The following is a 14,555-nucleotide window of genomic DNA, read 5'->3' as shown; positions in this document are numbered from 1 at the left end:
TATTTAACATGCTCTCCACAAGGGGAATCACAATGGAGTTGCGGGAAATCGGAACAAAAGTTCACGCGAAACGGATCGAAACAGGATTGTTGCAGGAACACGTTGCCAAGCTTGCGGGGCTGTCTCGCGTGACGATCAATCAACTGGAAAACGGGACACTGAACGATCTAGGTTTTTCCAAGCTGATAAACGTGTTGGACATATTGGGCGTAGGCATGAGCTTGGAGCCCTCAGTTGGCGTAAAAAGCGCGCTGACGGTAGCCGCACGGAGTATCAGCACTAGCTACAAAGAGATCGTCACGCCTGAAACGCTGGCGGAGATGCTTCGGTCGGGCTGTGCTCCGGATCGCTTTCATCCACACTTGATGGCTTTTCTTGATGAGACGCCTCTTCCGGTCGCCGTCAAAGCGATTTCGGAGGCTGCCACATCCGCCATACCCGCAAAGAAGATCATGAAACATCTGGCGAAGTGGTCGTCAGAATGGAAGGCTTGCAGAAGGGTGTGGACATGAAAGAGTTCGAGGTTCCGATTCCCCAACTTTGGGAGGGGCTTATGCAAAAAGCCTTGCTGCTGGTCGATGAGATCGCCGCGCACGGCCGTGAAGCCCCCTTTTGGACGTTTGGCGGCGGCACTGTCCTGATGCTGAAATACGGGCACCGCTTCAGCAAGGACGTCGATATTTTTGTGCCAGATCCTCAGTCGCTCGGATTCGTCACGCCACGGCTAAGCGATCTCGCGGAGTCCCTCACGACCGACTACACGGAAGCCGCGAATAGCGTGAAACTATTCTTCGTCGAAGGTGAGATCGACTTCGTCGCGGCGCCCAACCTCACTTCACCTGGTTTTGAAGTTCAAACGATCTTGGGTCGCGAGGTCAACGTCGAAACATCCGTCGAGATTATCGCGAAGAAGATGTGGCACCGCGGCGACAGAATTACAGGGCGAGACATATTCGATTTTTCGCTGATTGCAGAAATGGAACCGCACGCTTTGCTGTTGCATGCTGATGTCATGGTCCGGCACGCAGACTCGGTCCTCGAACAACTCGACAAACGCCACGATTCCTTGAAAAAGCAATTCGAAGCGATCGATGCACTGAACTATCATCCGACATATGACCTCGCTTGCCGCCGACTGCGGCAGACGTTGGAAGAAATGCGCTCAGCCGATAGCAGTCGACCAGTCTGAGTGAAGCGAATCTGCCCGACGCCAGTGCCGCTGGAGAAAAATTCAGGAATGGCCTCGCGCGGGCAATACCGTGCCGCGGCACTCGCCGAAGCCGATGCGCGCATGACCGGGGCGCTCGCACCAGCCGCGCAGGATCAGGGTGTCGCCATCTTCCAGGAATGCCCTGAGTTCGCCGCCCGGCAGCTCGACCGGTTTTTTGCCGCCGGCGGTCAGCTCGATCAGCGCGCCGGCCTGGTCCAGCGTCGGTCCCGACAAAGTGCCGCTGCCGAACAGGTCGCCGGGCTGCAGGTTGCAGCCGTTGACCGTGTGGTGCGCCACCAGCTGCGCGATGGTCCAGTAGGCGTGGCGGTAGCTCGTAGCGCTCAAGCGCGCACTGCCGGCGCGGGCGCGGCGCATCGCTTCGGTCTCAAGCCGCACTTCGAGCTGGATGTCGATGGCGCCCTGCTCGCGGTTGGCCTCCGACGCCAGGTAAGGCAGCGGCTCCGGGTCGCCTTGCGGGCGCACCAACGGCCGACGGTACGGCGCCAGCGCTTCGAGCGTGACGATCCACGGCGAGATCGTGGTGGCGAAATTCTTCGACAGGAAGGGGCCGAGCGGCTGGTATTCCCACGCCTGGATGTCGCGCGCCGACCAGTCGTTGAGCAGGCACAGGCCAAACACGTGCGACTCGGCGTCGTCGATCGATACCGGCTCGCCGCTGGCGTTGCCGGCGCCGACGAAGATGCCCAGTTCCAGTTCGTAATCGAGCCGCTTGCAGGGACCGAATTCCGGCGCCGTGGCACCCGGCGGCATGGTCTGCCCGCGCGGCCGGGCGAACGACTGGCCCGACACGCCGATCGACGAGGAGCGGCCGTGGTAGCCGATCGGCACCCATTTGTAGTTCGGCATAAGCGGGTTATCTGGCCGGAACAGCTTGCCGATGTTGGTTGCGTGATGCACAGACGTATAGAAGTCGGTGTAGTCGCCGATCCGCGCCGGCACGGTGTACTCGGCGTCCGACTGCGCCACCAGGCAGGCGGCCAGGCGCTCCGCGTCGGCAGCGCCCATACGTAACGCGCGGCTCAGTGCAAGCCGCAGTGCCGACCACGCGCCCTGCCCCATCGCCATGAAGCGATTCAGGCTGGCGTCGCCGCACGCGGCGGCGAGCGGGCGCGCATCGGGCGCCAGCGCGCCGCACTGCGCCGCCAGTCCGAGGTCGACGATCTGGTCACCGATGGCGACGCCGCCGCGAAACGCTTCGCCGCTGCCGGCGCGCCGGAACACGGCAAACGGCAGGTTCTGGATCGGGAAATCGGTACCAGGTTCGTTCGCCGATTCGACCCAGCTGCGCAGCGCCGCCGCATGCGTCTCGTTCAATTCAATCATTCTCTTCTCCTATTCAGTATCAACGGCGCGCCGGGTCGAAGCGCTTGCCCAGGCCGCGCCAGCATTCGGTGTAATCGGCCTGCAGTTGCGCCGATTCGACGGCGTAGCTGGTGGGCCGGATCACGGTGGGCGTCTCGAACATGAAGGCCATCGTGTCGCTCACCAGGTCGGGACGGCTGGTGTCGGCGGCGCTGGCCTTGTCGAAGGTGGCGGCGTCCGGCCCGTGTCCGCTCATGCAGTTGTGCAGCGACGCGCCGCCCGGCACGAAGCCTTCCGCCTTGGCGTCGTAGGCGCCGTGGATCAGGCCCATGAACTCGCTGGCGAAATTGCGGTGAAACCAGGGCGGACGGAAGGTGTCCTCGGCGGCCAGCCAGCGCGGCGGAAAGATCACGAAGTCGATGGTGTCCACTCCCGGCGTATCGCTGGGCGCCTGCAGCACCAGGAAGATCGACGGATCCGGATGGTCGTAGCTGATCGAGCCGATGGTGTTGAAGCGGCGCAGGTCGTATTTGTAGGGCGCGTAGTTGCCGTGCCATGCAACGACGTCGAGCGGCGAATGGCCGATCGGCGCGCTCCACAGGCGTCCCTGGAACTTGGCTACCAGCTCGAAGTCGCCCTCGCGCTCTTCGTAGCACGCCACCGGGGTTTGGAAATCGCGCGGATTGGCCAGGCCGTTGGAGCCGATCACGCCCAGGTCGGGCAGGCGAAACAGCGCGCCGTAGTTTTCGCAGACGTAGCCGCGCGCGGCGTCGCCTTCGAGCCGGACCTGGAAGCGTACGCCGCGCGGGATCACGGCGATCTCCTGCGGCTCGATGCGCAAGGTGCCAAGCTCGGTGGCGATGACCAAAGCGCCCTGCTGCGGCACGATAAGCAGTTCACCGTCGGCGTTGTAGAAGAAGCGCTCCATCGAGCGGTTCGCCGCGTACAGGTGAATGCCGCAGCCGCTGCCGGCTTCGGGACTGCCGTTGCCGCCCATCGTCACCAGGCCGGCGACGAAGTCGGTGGGCGCCGATGGCAGCCGCAGCGGGTCCCAGCGCAACTGGTTGGGCGACGGCGCCGGCTCGTCGAAGCGGCTGGTCAGCCGGCCGCTGTCGATCGGCGTGAAGTGCCCGTGCACGGCGGCCGGGCGGATCCGGTACAGCCACGAGCGCCGGTTGCTGTGGCGCGGCGCGGTGAACGCGGTCCCGGACAGCTGTTCGGCGTACAGGCCGTAGGGAGCGCGCTGCGGCGAATTGCGCCCGACCGGCAGCGCGCCGGGCAGCGCTTCGGTGGCAAATTCGTTGCCGAAGCCGGATTGATAGTCGAGAGTCATGGCTGCTCCTGTCAGGCGGCTTTGCCGGCGGCCGCGGCGTCGACCAGCCGCGTGGCCAGCGCCGCATCGTTCAGTTCTACGATCGCCAGCAGAGCAAATCGGGCGAGGAACAAGGGCGCGCGGTCAACCCCGAGTTCGGTCATGGTCTTGCACAGCCGCGTGTAGACGGCATCGAGTTCGCTGTCGTTCATGGCAGTTTCCTTTGCGGTTAGCGGGTTTGCGGATGCAGCACGCGCTCGATGGCGGCAAGTACCGTCGCCGCGGAGGGAGCATGCCAGCGGCCGGCAACGTGGCCGTCCGGGCGCACCAGGTACACGCCGCCCGCTTCGGCGCCGTACAGCGCGAACAGGCGGCCCGTGTGGTCCCAGCCGTAAGGAGCGCTGGCATCAATCTTCCTGCGCTTGGTGATCGTCACCAGCGTTGCCGGCACGTCCGCCAAAGCCGTATCGCCGCCCTCCCCCGCCGCGAACTGGAAGATGGTGAAGCCGGCGCCCAGCAGGTCGGTCATGTGCCGAACCGATTCCACGCCGTCGCGCACCACGGTCAGCGGGCATTCCGGCAGCACGGTGCCGGACGCCGGTCCGGCATTCCAGGCTTCCTCCTGCGGCGCGTTCAACGGGGAGTCCGCATAGGCGATGGCCGAGCTCTGGCGCGGATTGATCAGCGAACGGACCGCCGGATGCTTCTCCGCCAGGCTGAGCACCGCGGTGCGCATCAGCGCGAACGCGAACGACGGCGGCGCCATGAACTCGGTGCTCTTGGTGCCGTAGCTGAGGTTCTCGTGCGCCGCAGCTACGCGTTCGCTGGAATAGCTATCCAGCAGCCGCTCGTCGGCCAGGCCCTTGATCACGTAGGCCAGCTTCCAGGCCGCGTTGTCGGCGTCGTCGATGCCCGAGTTTGCGCCGCGCACGCCGAAGATCGGCACCAGGTGGGCGGCATCGCCGGCAAACAGCACGCGGCCGTGGCGGTATTTTTCCAGCGTCAGAGCATTCGCCTTGTACATCGTGATCCAGATCGGCGCCCACGGACCCTTCTCGCCCATCATGTCGAGCAGGCTTTGCACGCGCGGCAGCACGTTCTCCGGCAGCACCGCCTGGTCGACGCTCTCGTCGTCGCGCACCTGGTAGTCGATGCGCCAGATGTTGTCGGGCTGCTTGTGGACCAGCACCGTGGAGCCGGGATTCGACGGCGGATCGAAATACGCCAGCCGCTCGGTCGGGCGCGCGCTCTCCATCGCGATGTCGACGATGACGTAGCGCCCTTCGTAGCTGGCGCCCTGCAGCTGCAGGCCCATCTCCTCGCGGATGGTGCTGCGTCCGCCGTCGCAGGCGACCATCCAGTCGGCCTGCAGCGCGTAGTCGCCTTCGGGCGTGGACAGTTGCAGGGTGACGCCGTCGCCGTCCTGCGCCATCGCGGTGACGCGGGTCTGCCAGCGGATGTCGATCAGGTCGGCGTGGCGCTCGGCGGCGTCGAGCAGGATCTGCTCGATGTGATACTGCGCCAGGTTGATCATCGGCGGCAGCTTCTGGTTTTCGTCCTGCGGCATGGTGAAGTGCAGCACCTCTGTTTCGCGGTAGAAGCTGCGCCCGCCGGTCCACGGCAGGCCGATTTCGAGGAAGCCTTCGACGGCGCCGAGGCGCTCGATGATCTCCAGGCTGCGGCGCGAGATGCAGATGGCGCGGCTGCCGTGGCACACCGAGCTGTCGGCCTCGATCAGCACCGAGGCGACGCCCTGTTTTGCGAGGCCCAGCGCCGTGGCCAGGCCGACCGGGCCGCCGCCGACGATGGCCACCGGATGGCGGCGCGCATCCTGGCCATGCTCCAGCGCCGGAATGCGCGCCGGGTACTGCTTTCCGCTGAACGGATAGGGTTGGAATGCGATGTCCATGATGTGTGTCCTCTGATGGGATGTTCAGGCTGCGGCGCGCTTGCGGCCGTCGATCGGCAGGAGCATGACCAGCGCGGCGCCCACCACCAGCAGCACGGCGGCGTAGATCAGGCCTGCGCTGAAACTGTGGGTGGCGTCCTTGAGCCAGCCGACGATCACCGGATTGAGCGCCGAACCGATATTGCCGGTGGCGTTGATGACGGCGATGCCGACCGCCTGCGCCTTGAAGCTGAGCGCCTGGTCCGGCGTGGTCCAGAAGATCGACATCGCGGTGTAAGAGCCCGCCGACGCCAGGCAAATCCCGAGCAGCTGCAGCGCCGGGTGGCTGGCCGCCGCGGTGCAGATCCAGCCGGCCGCCGACATCAGCATCGGCAGCATCAGGTGCCAGCGGCGTTCCTGTTTGCGGTCGGAGCGCCGGCCCCACCAGATCATCGCGGCGATGGTGACGATTTGCGGGATGGCGGCGAGCCGGCCCACGGTCTGGTTGCTGGCGCCGGCGTTGAAGCTCTTGACGATCAGCGGGGTCCACACGGCCACCATCGCCAAGGTGTTCACGAGGCAGAAATAGGCGACGGCAAATTTGATGACGGTCGGTGACGCCAGTTCGGCCAGCAGGCTGCGTTTGGCGTGGGCAGCCGGCTCCGGCGGGCGATCGCTTGCCAAGCTGCGCGCCAGCGTGGCCTTCTCCTCGGCCGACAGCCATTTGGCTTGCTGCGGACGGTCGTCGAGGTAGTAGAACACGGCCAAGCCGAGCAGCGCGGAAGGCAGGCCCTCGAGCAGGAACAGCCACTGCCATCCCTTCAGGCCGGCCGCGCCGTCCAGGCCGAGGATGTAGCCGGATGCGGCCGAGCCGAGCGCCGCGGTGACCGGCATCGCAATCATGAACATGGCGTTGGCGCGGGCGCGGTAGGCGGCCGGGAACCAGAACGTCAGGTACAGCAGCATGCCGGGCAGGAAGCCGGCCTCGGTGATGCCCACCATTGCGCGCAGCAGGTACAGGGTGTTGGGATTGGTGGCGAACATGGTCGCGCTCGACGCGACGCCCCAGGCGATCATGATGGCGCCGATCCAGCGTCGCGCGCCGACCCGCGCCAGCATGATGTTGCTCGGGATGCCGCAGGCGATGTAGGCGACGTAGAACAAGGTGGTCGCCAGGCCGAACTGGGTCGAGGTCAGGCCCAGGTCCTTCATCATCGTCAGGCCGGCGAAGCCGATGTTGATACGGTCCAAAAAGGAAAAAACAAACAGCAGGAAGATGAACCACAGCAGGCGCTTCGACACTTTTGCGTTGACGCGCTGTGCGGTGTCGTCTGCGCGCTCGGCGCCGCCGTGGGCGGGATGGACTAACGATGGAACTGGTTGCATGTTGACGGTCTCCTCAACTCCAATTGAACTGCGGGCGCGCATTGCGGCCGGGCGGTCGGCGCCGCTTGTTCTTGTTTTCGGCGCAATGCGATGAATTGAGTATAGGAGTGCGTCAAGGGGTGCTTGTCCCCATTTTGGGTACATCGGACGGCAAGATGGGGTCAGGTCCGCAGGACCAGACCCCGATGACGCCGACGCCGCGTACCACGCCGGGGGTCTGGTCCTGCGGACCTGACCCCATTTCCGAAGAAATCAAGGTTTCTCTGAGGAGAGGCAGAGGGCGAACAACTGGCGCTGGCTGGAGATGCCGAGCCGCTGGTAGGCGCGTTTCTGGTAGGTGACGACGCTCGCGGGCTTGATGCCGAGCATCTCGCCGATTTCGGCGGCCGAGCACCCCTCGAGCACGCCGCGCACGACGTCGAGTTCGCGTTTGGGCAGTGATGGGCAGATGCTGCGCAGGCGCGCCAGCATCAGCTGCGGGATGCCCTGCTGGCTCTGGCCGTGCAAGGCGTAGTGGTGTCTGGCGGCGTGGCCGATCAGCGGCGCCAGCGCCTCGACCAGCGCAATCTCCTGGGGCTGGAAATTGGCGTTGGCGCTGTCGCGGTACAGGTTCACCGACAGCCAGATGTGGTCGGCCGGCTGCAACAGCAGCGACAGTCGGTCGCAGACATTGGGGTCGCTGTAGCAGACGGCGCGGTAGCCTTCGTGGATGATGTCGGCGCTGGTCTGCTGGTGGATCACCATCGGCGCCCCCGGCTTTGCCGCCTGCGGCGCAGTGACGATGCCCTGGTTGCCGTCCAAAACGTAATACAGCTTCGAATAGACGTCGGCGACGTCGCGCAGGAATCGGCCGCCGCGCCGGTCCGCCACCGACACCGTGCGCGGCCGGTTGCCGAATTCATACGCGAAGATCGTGCATTGCGAGATCTTCGCCGCGGCGCCCAGCGTGCCCAGCACTTCGGAGGCAAACGAGGTTGCATCAGCCTGGCCGATGGCCGCCACCAGGCCGGTCACCTGCGACAGGTCGAGCGGGACGGCGGGAGGGGGACGGTCGAGGTGCCAGTAGCGCATGGCGGAGACCTGACGAAAGAATAGATCGATTTTCAGGCTAGCATCGCGCGATCGCGGTGTCAATCATGCCACTATCAAGCTCCAGCTCGGGCATCGCCACCGCTCGTTGAATAACTGGTCCTTGCACACGTTACAGGGGATGCACACCGCAGACCGAGGCGGCCTGCATTATCGCGAAAAAACGTTATTATTCCGATCATTACGGATCAGTTTTGCTGAATGATTGAACTTCTTGATCGCAAGCGATGAATGAAAACAAATTGAGGAGCGCGTCGCCGGGGTCGCGTTGGCGCTATGCGACACCAGCGATTCTGCTGCACTGGGTACTGGCGGTGCTGATCGTAACCCTGGTGACAATCGGCTGGTACATGCTGTCGATTGAAGAGGATCCGCGTAGTGCCTGGTATTTCGACAAGCACAAGTCGTTCGGAATGATCGCGTTCGTACTGGTGCTGCTGCGTATCTGGTGGCGCGCCCGGCATCGTCCCGCGCCACTTCCGGCCAGTGTCCCGGGTTGGCAGGTCGCACTTGCGCACTTCACGCAGTGGAGTCTTTATGGCTGCCTCTTTCTGATGCCTGTTCTTGGCTTCCTGGGGGCCTCGTACAGCGAAGACGGCGTCACGTTCTTCGGCTCGCACCTGCCGGCTTGGGCAGTGCAAAACCACGATCGCTCCGAATTGCTGTTCTCGTTGCACATCGGCTTGGCGTGGGTGATGGTCGCGCTGATCGCCCTTCATGTGGCCGGCGCATTGAAGCACCTGCTGGTCGACAAAGATGGCGTGTTCCAGCGCATGTGGCCTCGCTAGCGCCACTTCGGCCGCTGACATCAGGAGGCTGCGCCGCGCAAGCGCAAGGCGTTCGTGATGACCGACACCGAACTCAGGCTCATCGCCAGCGCGGCGATGACGGGCGACAGCAGATGTCCCGTCAGCGGGTGGAACAATCCGGCGGCAAGCGGAATGCCGAGCGCGTTGTAGACGAATGCGAAGCCAAGGTTCTGGCGCATGTTGCGCACCGTGTCCAGCGACAGCCGGCGCGCCCGCGCGATCGAACGCAGGTCGCCTTTTATCAGCGTCAGGTGGGCGCTGTTGATCGCCACGTCGGTCCCCGTGCCCATCGCGATGCCAACGTCGGCTTTGGCCAGCGCCGGCGCGTCGTTGATGCCGTCGCCGGCCATCGCCACCACCTTGCCGGCCTTCTGCAATCGTTCCACCAGGTCCAGCTTGTCCTTCGGCTTCACCTCTCCATAGACTTCCGCAATGCCCAGCTTGCGCGCCACAGCCTGCGCCGTGGTGACGCCATCGCCGGTGGCCATGATGACGTTCAGGCCGGCGTCACGCAGGGTCCGCAGCGCTTCCGCGGTGCTCGCCTTGACCGGGTCGGAAACGGCGATCAGTCCGACCAGCATCCGGTCGGCTGCCAGGTACACCACGCTGGCGCCCTCGCGGCGCAGCTCCTCCGCCTGGCTTTTCAGTCCGCGCCATTCGACCAGCTCTTCTTCCATCAGCGCCGTATTGCCGAGCGCGATGCGCTGCCCGGACAGCAAGCCGCGCACGCCGATGCCGCTGGACGATTCGAATTTTTCCGGCGTGGCCAGGGCGAGGCCGCGGCGGCGGGCCTCGGCGACGATCGCGTGCGCCAGCGGGTGTTCGCTGCCCTGGTCGATGCCGGCGGCGAGCCGCAGCACGTCCGCTTCGCTGAAGCCGGGGGCCGCAGCCACGCGGTCGAACGCGGGCCGGCCTTCGGTCAGCGTGCCGGTCTTGTCCACGATGAGGGTGTCGATCCTGCGCATGCCTTCGATCGCCGCGGCGTCGCGGAACAGCATCCCCTGGGTCGCGGCGCGACCGGTCGCGGCCATGATCGACATCGGCGTGGCCAGGCCCAGCGCGCAGGGGCAGGCGATGATAAGCACCGCGACCGCGTTGACGAAGCCGAACACCCAGCCCGGCGCGGGTCCGAACAAGCCCCAACCCAGCAGCGTGAGCAGCGCGATGCCGATGACGATCACGACGAAGTAGCCGGCCACCACGTCGGCCAGCCGCTGCATCGGCGCGCGCGAGCGCTGCGCCAGTGCGACCATCTGCACGATCTGCGAGAGCATGGTCTGGGAGCCCACCTTCTCGGCGCGGATCACCAGGCTTCCGCTGGTATTGAGCGTGGCGCCGATGACGCTGTCGCCGGGCCGCCTGGTGACCGGCATCGGTTCGCCGGTCAGCATCGACTCGTCCACCGCGCTCTCGCCTTCGGCCACCTTGCCGTCGACCGGCACCTTCTCGCCGGGCCGCACGCGCAGCAAGTCGCCGATGTGCACATGGGTCAGCGGAATGTCCGCCTCAACGCCGTCGGCGCGGATGCGCCGCGCCGTCCGCGGCGCGAGGCCCATCAGCGACTTGATGGCGGCCGAGGTTTGGGAGCGCGCGCGCAGCTCCAGGATTTGTCCCAGCAGGGTCAGGGAGACGATGACGGCGGCGGCTTCATAATAGACGCCGACGCGGCCATTGTGCGCGGCGAACTCCGGCGGGAACAGACCCGGCGCAAAGGTGGCGACCACGCTGTACACATAGGCCGCCGCGACGCCGGTTCCGATCAGCGTCCACATGTTGGGGCTGCGATTGCGGATCGATCTGCCACATCGGACAAAGAACGGCCAGCCGGCCCACAGCACCACTGGCGTGCTGAGCGCGAGCTCGATCAGGTTCTGGTGCGGCAGGCCAGCGGGCAGCAGCATGTGCCCGAACATCGCCAACAGGAACACTGCCGCCGACAGCGGCAAGGTCCACCAGAACCGGCGCCTGAAGTCGGCCAGTTCGGGGTTGTCCTCTTCCTCCAGCGACGGCATCACCGGTTCGAGCGCCATGCCGCATATCGGGCAGCTGCCTGGGCCGGGCTGGCGAATCTGCGGGTGCATCGGGCAGTTGTAGAACGTGCCTTCGGCCACTGGCTCCATTTCTTGCTCCTCAATGCGGCCCCGATAGTGAACGTATTACACCCGGATCGCCCCGGCCGGCGCGCGCGTCACCCATTGCCCAACAATTTTCCGGCACTGTTGGATCCGATCCAACATCCCGATTTCGCGAGAAGTCGGGTCAAACGGCGCCATCATGAAAAAATCCTAGAATCTTCAGATACTTATGATCGAACAGCCCTGCCGTCATGGGCTGGCATAGTCGTTGCGTAGTATCGATTGGGCGCGCAAATGCGCGTCCGCTCACTTTACCGCACCGCTATCTTCAGGAGAACCATCATGAAATCGCTGACCATCTCGGACTTGAAAACCTCGGGCCAATCGGCCGCAAATGAAAAGGAGTCTGCGCGCGTGCTACCGCGCGAGCAGATGCAGAATGTGCGCGGCGGCCGGGCCGTGGTCGTCCAGGTGGACGGCCGCCCCGGCGGAGTCGTGGACGACTTTTCGCTGAATATGGAAATCTTCAAGGGCAACATCGGAGGGCCGATGATCTAGCCGTGGCATCTGGATGTCGCGCAGCCTCATGCCACCACCAGGCCCAGTTCGAGCATCATCTCCGCCGCCTGGCGGCTGGAGATGATCGCTCCCTTGAACATGGCGGCATTGCCCAGCTTGATGCCGGCGATGTCGGCGCCGCGCAGGTCGGCGCCGTCGAACCTGGTGTCCTTCAGATGCGCGTCGCGCAGGCTGCACTCATCGAACACGGCCTGGCGGAAGTCGCAGCCGGACAAATCCGCGTCCTGGAAGTCCAGGCCATTGAGCCGCGCCTTGCGAAACGAAAAACGGCGCAGGTCCGCACCGGCCAGCCGGCATTGCTCGAACGCGAGTCCCAGGTGGCCCGCTTCCTCGAAGCTGGCGCCGGTCAGCTTGCACTCCGTGAAGGCTGCCGACGCCAACCGTGCGCGGCGCCAGTTCGTATTATTCAGATCGCAGGCGTCGAAGCGGGCATCGACGATCTCGGCCGATTCGAAATCGGCCTGGCCGCCGCGGCAACGGCGCCACTTGCTGCGCGACAGGTTCGCTGCGTAAAAAGACGTTTCGACCAGCGAACAGCCGACGAATTCGGCGTGCTGGAAATCGAGCCGGGAGCAGTCGGCCCCGTCCAGCTCGCAGCGGTCGAACACGATGGCGCCCTTCCCGCTTGCGAGCAGTTCGGTGATCTGGGCGCGATTCAGGCTGGCGCCGGAAATGGTGGTGGCGGGAGTTGGCATTGATACGAAGTCCGTTGATCGATGCGCCATTTTAACTTTGGCCGGCGCCCGGCTCGCTCAACGATCGCTGTTCCCGCTATTCCTGCCTGGTGGGCACCAGTTTGCTCACGTCGAACCCCTGCGCTTCCAGGCGCGCGACCAGCGCACGGTAACGTGCCGGGTCGACCTTGGGCGTGCGCGACAGTATCCACAGGAACTCGCGTTTCTGTTCGCTCACGGCGGCCAGCTGGTAACCGGCGTCCAGGTCGATCACCCAGTAATCGCCCCACACCATCGGCAGGAAGGACAGAAACGCCGGGGCGAAGCGCACCTTCAGCCTGGGCGAATCGGGCCCGCCCACCTGGCGCGCGGCGCCGACGGCCTCGTCGAACTGGCCGTTGTCCATGCGGCAGCGATTTCGCACTTGCAGCGTGCCGTCGGCCAGGGCGGAATATGTCGCGGAAGTGAATCCGACACATTTCTTCTGAAACCTGTTTGGGAACTTCGCGATCTCGTACCAGGTGCCCATGTAGCGCGGCACGTCGAGCGACGCGATGGTTGAGAGCGGCCTGGCGCCTGCCGGCGCCACGTCGGCGGCCAGCGCATTCCAGCTCAGCCCCAGCAGTAATAATGCGGTCACGCTCGTCTTCATGGATGGCCCCTCATTGATCAGTGTTGCGATAGTAACCGTGGCCCCTTTCGTCGGGCGCACGCTCGCCGCGCCGGGGTCAGTGTTGGCGATTGCTCAAGTTGGTTTTTGGCATCATACTCACCGCCTCAATCCGCCGCCAGGAGAACACCATGCTCGTCGAAGTACAGGTCACCATCAACGCATCCAGGGCAGCGGTCTGGGCCGCGATCACCGACATCGAAAACGCCGCCAAATTCATCAGCGGGATCGAAGCCATCGAGGTGCTCGACCGGCCGGCCGACGGGCTCGTCGGGCTGAAGTGGCGCGAGACGCGCATCTTGTTCGGCAAGCCCGCCAGCGCGGACAAGTGGATCACCGATGCTGCCGAGAACGAGTTCTACAAGACGCGGGCGGAAAGCGACGGATTCGTCTTCCTGTCCACCATGCGTATTTCAGAGAGCGGCGGTGCCGTCACACTGAGCAGCATTCATGACTCGCAGCCACAAGGTATCGCCGCGAAAATCATGTCGATTCCAATGACGCTATTCTTCAAGGGCGTGGCGAAAAAGGCCCTGCTGCAGGACCTGAACGATATCAAGTCCGCCGTCGAACAGGAAAAATCGATCGCGGCGTAAAAGCGCAACGTCGTCCAATCAGGGAATGGCGTCGATCCGGGCCCGCAACTCGCTCTTGGCCATCGACGCGCTCAGGAACTCGACGAACGCGCGCACTTTGGGTGGCGTGAGCCGGTAGTGGGCGTAATACACCTGGATCGCGTTGGGCGGCGAGCGGAAATCGTCCAGCACGCGCACCAGCCGGCCGTCGTCGAGGTAGGGAAGGACCTGGTGCGCGCTCAGCCGCGCCAGCCCCATGCCGGCCAGCGCCGCTTCGCCGATGGCGTCCAGGTCGGTCACGACGACGCGCCCGTCGACCGGCACCGTGACCATCTCGTCGCCGACCAGGAAGGTCCAGTCGCGCAGCCGTCCGCTGGTGGCCGAGCGCAGCCGGATACAGTCGTGGCGGGCCAGATCGGCCAGCGTGACCGGCGTGCCGTGCAGCGCCAGGTAGGACGGCGCCGCCACCGTCAGCAGCTTGAGCGGCATCAGCGCGCGCGCCACCACGTTGGCGTCGGTGCCGATGCCGGCGCCGATCGCGGCGTCGAAGCCCTCCTTGACCAGATCGACCCGGCGATTCTCGAAACTCCAGTCGAGCCGTAGCGCGGGATAGCGCTTCAGGAATTCCGGCATCAGCGGCAGGATGTGCTGGCGCGCGAACCCGGGGGCGACGCTCACGCGCAAGGTGCCGGCCGGCGCCTCGCTGTCATCGGTGAGCGTCGCCAGCGCCTGCTCCAGCGCGCGCGCCGGAGCGGCCGTCTCGGCATACAGGCGCTCGCCGTTCTCGGTCAGCGTGAGGCTGCGCGTGGTGCGCTGGAACAGCCGCGCGCCCAGGTGGCGCTCTAGCTGGCCCACCTGCTTGCTCACCGCCGCCGGCGTCACCCCCAGCCGGCCGGCGGCAGCGGAGAAACTGCCGGCCTCCACGGTGGCGAGGAAGCTGTCGAGTCCATCGAAATTGCGCATGA

The 14,555-nt window shown here is 65.1% G+C and carries 15 protein-coding genes; 5 read left to right on the top strand and 10 right to left on the bottom strand.

Going from position 1 to position 14,555, the window contains the following annotated elements; all coding sequences use genetic code 11:
- Positions 1 to 32: 32 nt before the first annotated feature.
- Complete coding sequence (locus Q4S45_RS06415) at positions 33 to 512, top strand: helix-turn-helix domain-containing protein (protein ID WP_305510215.1); 480 nt, start codon at positions 33 to 35, stop codon at positions 510 to 512.
- Positions 509 to 1,189 (top strand): nucleotidyl transferase AbiEii/AbiGii toxin family protein, encoded by a 681-nt coding sequence (locus Q4S45_RS06410; protein ID WP_305510213.1) that lies wholly within the window; start codon positions 509 to 511, stop codon positions 1,187 to 1,189. The genes Q4S45_RS06415 and Q4S45_RS06410 overlap by 4 nt, the downstream gene beginning before the upstream one ends.
- Before the next feature lie 42 nt (positions 1,190 to 1,231).
- Here the strand turns inward: Q4S45_RS06410 and fahA are convergent, their stop codons facing one another.
- The 6 genes from fahA to Q4S45_RS06380 all read right to left on the bottom strand — a co-directional run bounded on the left by fahA (position 1,232) and on the right by Q4S45_RS06380 (position 8,190).
- Positions 1,232 to 2,554 carry a fumarylacetoacetase gene (fahA, locus tag Q4S45_RS06405; protein WP_374046081.1) on the bottom strand — a complete coding sequence of 441 codons (1,323 nt, stop codon included), beginning with the start codon at positions 2,552 to 2,554 and terminating at the stop codon, positions 1,232 to 1,234.
- Positions 2,555 to 2,573: 19 nt separating this feature from the next.
- Entirely contained in the window at positions 2,574 to 3,866 is a 1,293-nt protein-coding gene (gene hmgA / locus Q4S45_RS06400) for a homogentisate 1,2-dioxygenase (RefSeq protein WP_305510211.1), read from the bottom strand.
- Positions 3,867 to 3,877: 11 nt separating this feature from the next.
- Positions 3,878 to 4,057: a hypothetical protein gene (locus tag Q4S45_RS06395; RefSeq protein WP_305510209.1), complete on the bottom strand. Its 180-nt coding sequence runs from the start codon at positions 4,055 to 4,057 to the stop codon at positions 3,878 to 3,880.
- Between the two features lie 17 nt (positions 4,058 to 4,074).
- Positions 4,075 to 5,754: an FAD-dependent oxidoreductase gene (locus Q4S45_RS06390; RefSeq protein ID WP_305510207.1), complete on the bottom strand. Its 1,680-nt coding sequence runs from the start codon at positions 5,752 to 5,754 to the stop codon at positions 4,075 to 4,077.
- A 24-nt stretch (positions 5,755 to 5,778) separates the two neighbouring features.
- On the bottom strand, positions 5,779 to 7,119 hold the full coding sequence (locus tag Q4S45_RS06385; RefSeq protein ID WP_305510205.1) for an MFS transporter: 1,341 nt from the start codon (positions 7,117 to 7,119) through the stop codon (positions 5,779 to 5,781).
- 252 nt (positions 7,120 to 7,371) lie between these two features.
- On the bottom strand, positions 7,372 to 8,190 hold the full coding sequence (locus tag Q4S45_RS06380; protein WP_305510204.1) for a LuxR C-terminal-related transcriptional regulator: 819 nt from the start codon (positions 8,188 to 8,190) through the stop codon (positions 7,372 to 7,374).
- A gap of 245 nt (positions 8,191 to 8,435) precedes the next feature.
- On the opposite strand from Q4S45_RS06380, the gene Q4S45_RS06375 reads away from it, so the two are divergent.
- A complete protein-coding gene (locus Q4S45_RS06375; RefSeq protein ID WP_305510202.1) occupies positions 8,436 to 8,996 on the top strand; it encodes a cytochrome b in 561 nt (186 codons plus the stop codon).
- Positions 8,997 to 9,016: 20 nt separating this feature from the next.
- Here Q4S45_RS06375 and Q4S45_RS06370 read toward each other — a convergent pair whose 3' ends face one another.
- The gene (locus tag Q4S45_RS06370) at positions 9,017 to 11,137 is read right to left on the bottom strand and encodes a copper-translocating P-type ATPase (protein WP_305510200.1); all 2,121 of its coding nucleotides are present in this window, start codon (positions 11,135 to 11,137) and stop codon (positions 9,017 to 9,019) included.
- Positions 11,138 to 11,434: 297 nt separating this feature from the next.
- Between Q4S45_RS06370 and Q4S45_RS06365 the strand changes: the two genes are divergently transcribed.
- Positions 11,435 to 11,650, top strand: coding sequence for a hypothetical protein (locus Q4S45_RS06365; protein WP_305510198.1), 216 nt, complete (start codon positions 11,435 to 11,437; stop codon positions 11,648 to 11,650).
- 26 nt (positions 11,651 to 11,676) lie between these two features.
- Here Q4S45_RS06365 and Q4S45_RS06360 read toward each other — a convergent pair whose 3' ends face one another.
- Both Q4S45_RS06360 and Q4S45_RS06355 read right to left on the bottom strand, forming a co-directional pair.
- The gene (locus tag Q4S45_RS06360) at positions 11,677 to 12,366 is read right to left on the bottom strand and encodes a pentapeptide repeat-containing protein (protein ID WP_305510197.1); all 690 of its coding nucleotides are present in this window, start codon (positions 12,364 to 12,366) and stop codon (positions 11,677 to 11,679) included.
- Positions 12,367 to 12,442: 76 nt separating this feature from the next.
- Positions 12,443 to 12,985 (bottom strand): lipocalin family protein, encoded by a 543-nt coding sequence (locus tag Q4S45_RS06355; protein WP_305510196.1) that lies wholly within the window; start codon positions 12,983 to 12,985, stop codon positions 12,443 to 12,445.
- 161 nt (positions 12,986 to 13,146) lie between these two features.
- Between Q4S45_RS06355 and Q4S45_RS06350 the strand changes: the two genes are divergently transcribed.
- Positions 13,147 to 13,611 carry an SRPBCC family protein gene (locus Q4S45_RS06350; protein WP_305510194.1) on the top strand — a complete coding sequence of 155 codons (465 nt, stop codon included), beginning with the start codon at positions 13,147 to 13,149 and terminating at the stop codon, positions 13,609 to 13,611.
- A gap of 18 nt (positions 13,612 to 13,629) precedes the next feature.
- On the opposite strand, the gene Q4S45_RS06345 is transcribed toward Q4S45_RS06350, so the two are convergent.
- Positions 13,630 to 14,553: a LysR family transcriptional regulator gene (locus Q4S45_RS06345; RefSeq protein WP_305510192.1), complete on the bottom strand. Its 924-nt coding sequence runs from the start codon at positions 14,551 to 14,553 to the stop codon at positions 13,630 to 13,632.
- Between the last annotated feature and the right edge of the window lie 2 nt (positions 14,554 to 14,555).

The sequence above is a fragment of the Massilia sp. R2A-15 genome, from assembly GCF_030704305.1.
In the GTDB taxonomy this organism is placed as follows: domain Bacteria; phylum Pseudomonadota; class Gammaproteobacteria; order Burkholderiales; family Burkholderiaceae_D; genus JAFCUW01.
Note: the sequence above shows the minus strand (reverse complement) of the source record. Positions and strands in the feature narration are given on the sequence as shown.

Excerpts from the sequence above, each read along its gene's own strand:
- Q4S45_RS06385 (WP_305510205.1), bottom strand. The coding sequence starts at position 7,119 with ATGCAACCAGTTCCATCGTTAGTCCATCCCGCCCACGGCGGCGCCGAG.
- Q4S45_RS06395 (WP_305510209.1), bottom strand. The coding sequence starts at position 4,057 with ATGAACGACAGCGAACTCGATGCCGTCTACACGCGGCTGTGCAAGACC.
- Q4S45_RS06345 (WP_305510192.1), bottom strand. The coding sequence starts at position 14,553 with ATGCGCAATTTCGATGGACTCGACAGCTTCCTCGCCACCGTGGAGGCC.
- Q4S45_RS06380 (WP_305510204.1), bottom strand. The coding sequence starts at position 8,190 with ATGCGCTACTGGCACCTCGACCGTCCCCCTCCCGCCGTCCCGCTCGAC.
- Q4S45_RS06350 (WP_305510194.1), top strand. The coding sequence starts at position 13,147 with ATGCTCGTCGAAGTACAGGTCACCATCAACGCATCCAGGGCAGCGGTC.
- Q4S45_RS06415 (WP_305510215.1), top strand. The coding sequence starts at position 33 with ATGGAGTTGCGGGAAATCGGAACAAAAGTTCACGCGAAACGGATCGAA.
- Q4S45_RS06370 (WP_305510200.1), bottom strand. The coding sequence starts at position 11,137 with ATGGAGCCAGTGGCCGAAGGCACGTTCTACAACTGCCCGATGCACCCG.
- fahA (WP_374046081.1), bottom strand. The coding sequence starts at position 2,554 with ATGATTGAATTGAACGAGACGCATGCGGCGGCGCTGCGCAGCTGGGTC.
- Q4S45_RS06360 (WP_305510197.1), bottom strand. The coding sequence starts at position 12,366 with ATGCCAACTCCCGCCACCACCATTTCCGGCGCCAGCCTGAATCGCGCC.
- Q4S45_RS06365 (WP_305510198.1), top strand. The coding sequence starts at position 11,435 with ATGAAATCGCTGACCATCTCGGACTTGAAAACCTCGGGCCAATCGGCC.
- Q4S45_RS06390 (WP_305510207.1), bottom strand. The coding sequence starts at position 5,754 with ATGGACATCGCATTCCAACCCTATCCGTTCAGCGGAAAGCAGTACCCG.
- Q4S45_RS06410 (WP_305510213.1), top strand. The coding sequence starts at position 509 with ATGAAAGAGTTCGAGGTTCCGATTCCCCAACTTTGGGAGGGGCTTATG.
- hmgA (WP_305510211.1), bottom strand. The coding sequence starts at position 3,866 with ATGACTCTCGACTATCAATCCGGCTTCGGCAACGAATTTGCCACCGAA.
- Q4S45_RS06375 (WP_305510202.1), top strand. The coding sequence starts at position 8,436 with ATGAATGAAAACAAATTGAGGAGCGCGTCGCCGGGGTCGCGTTGGCGC.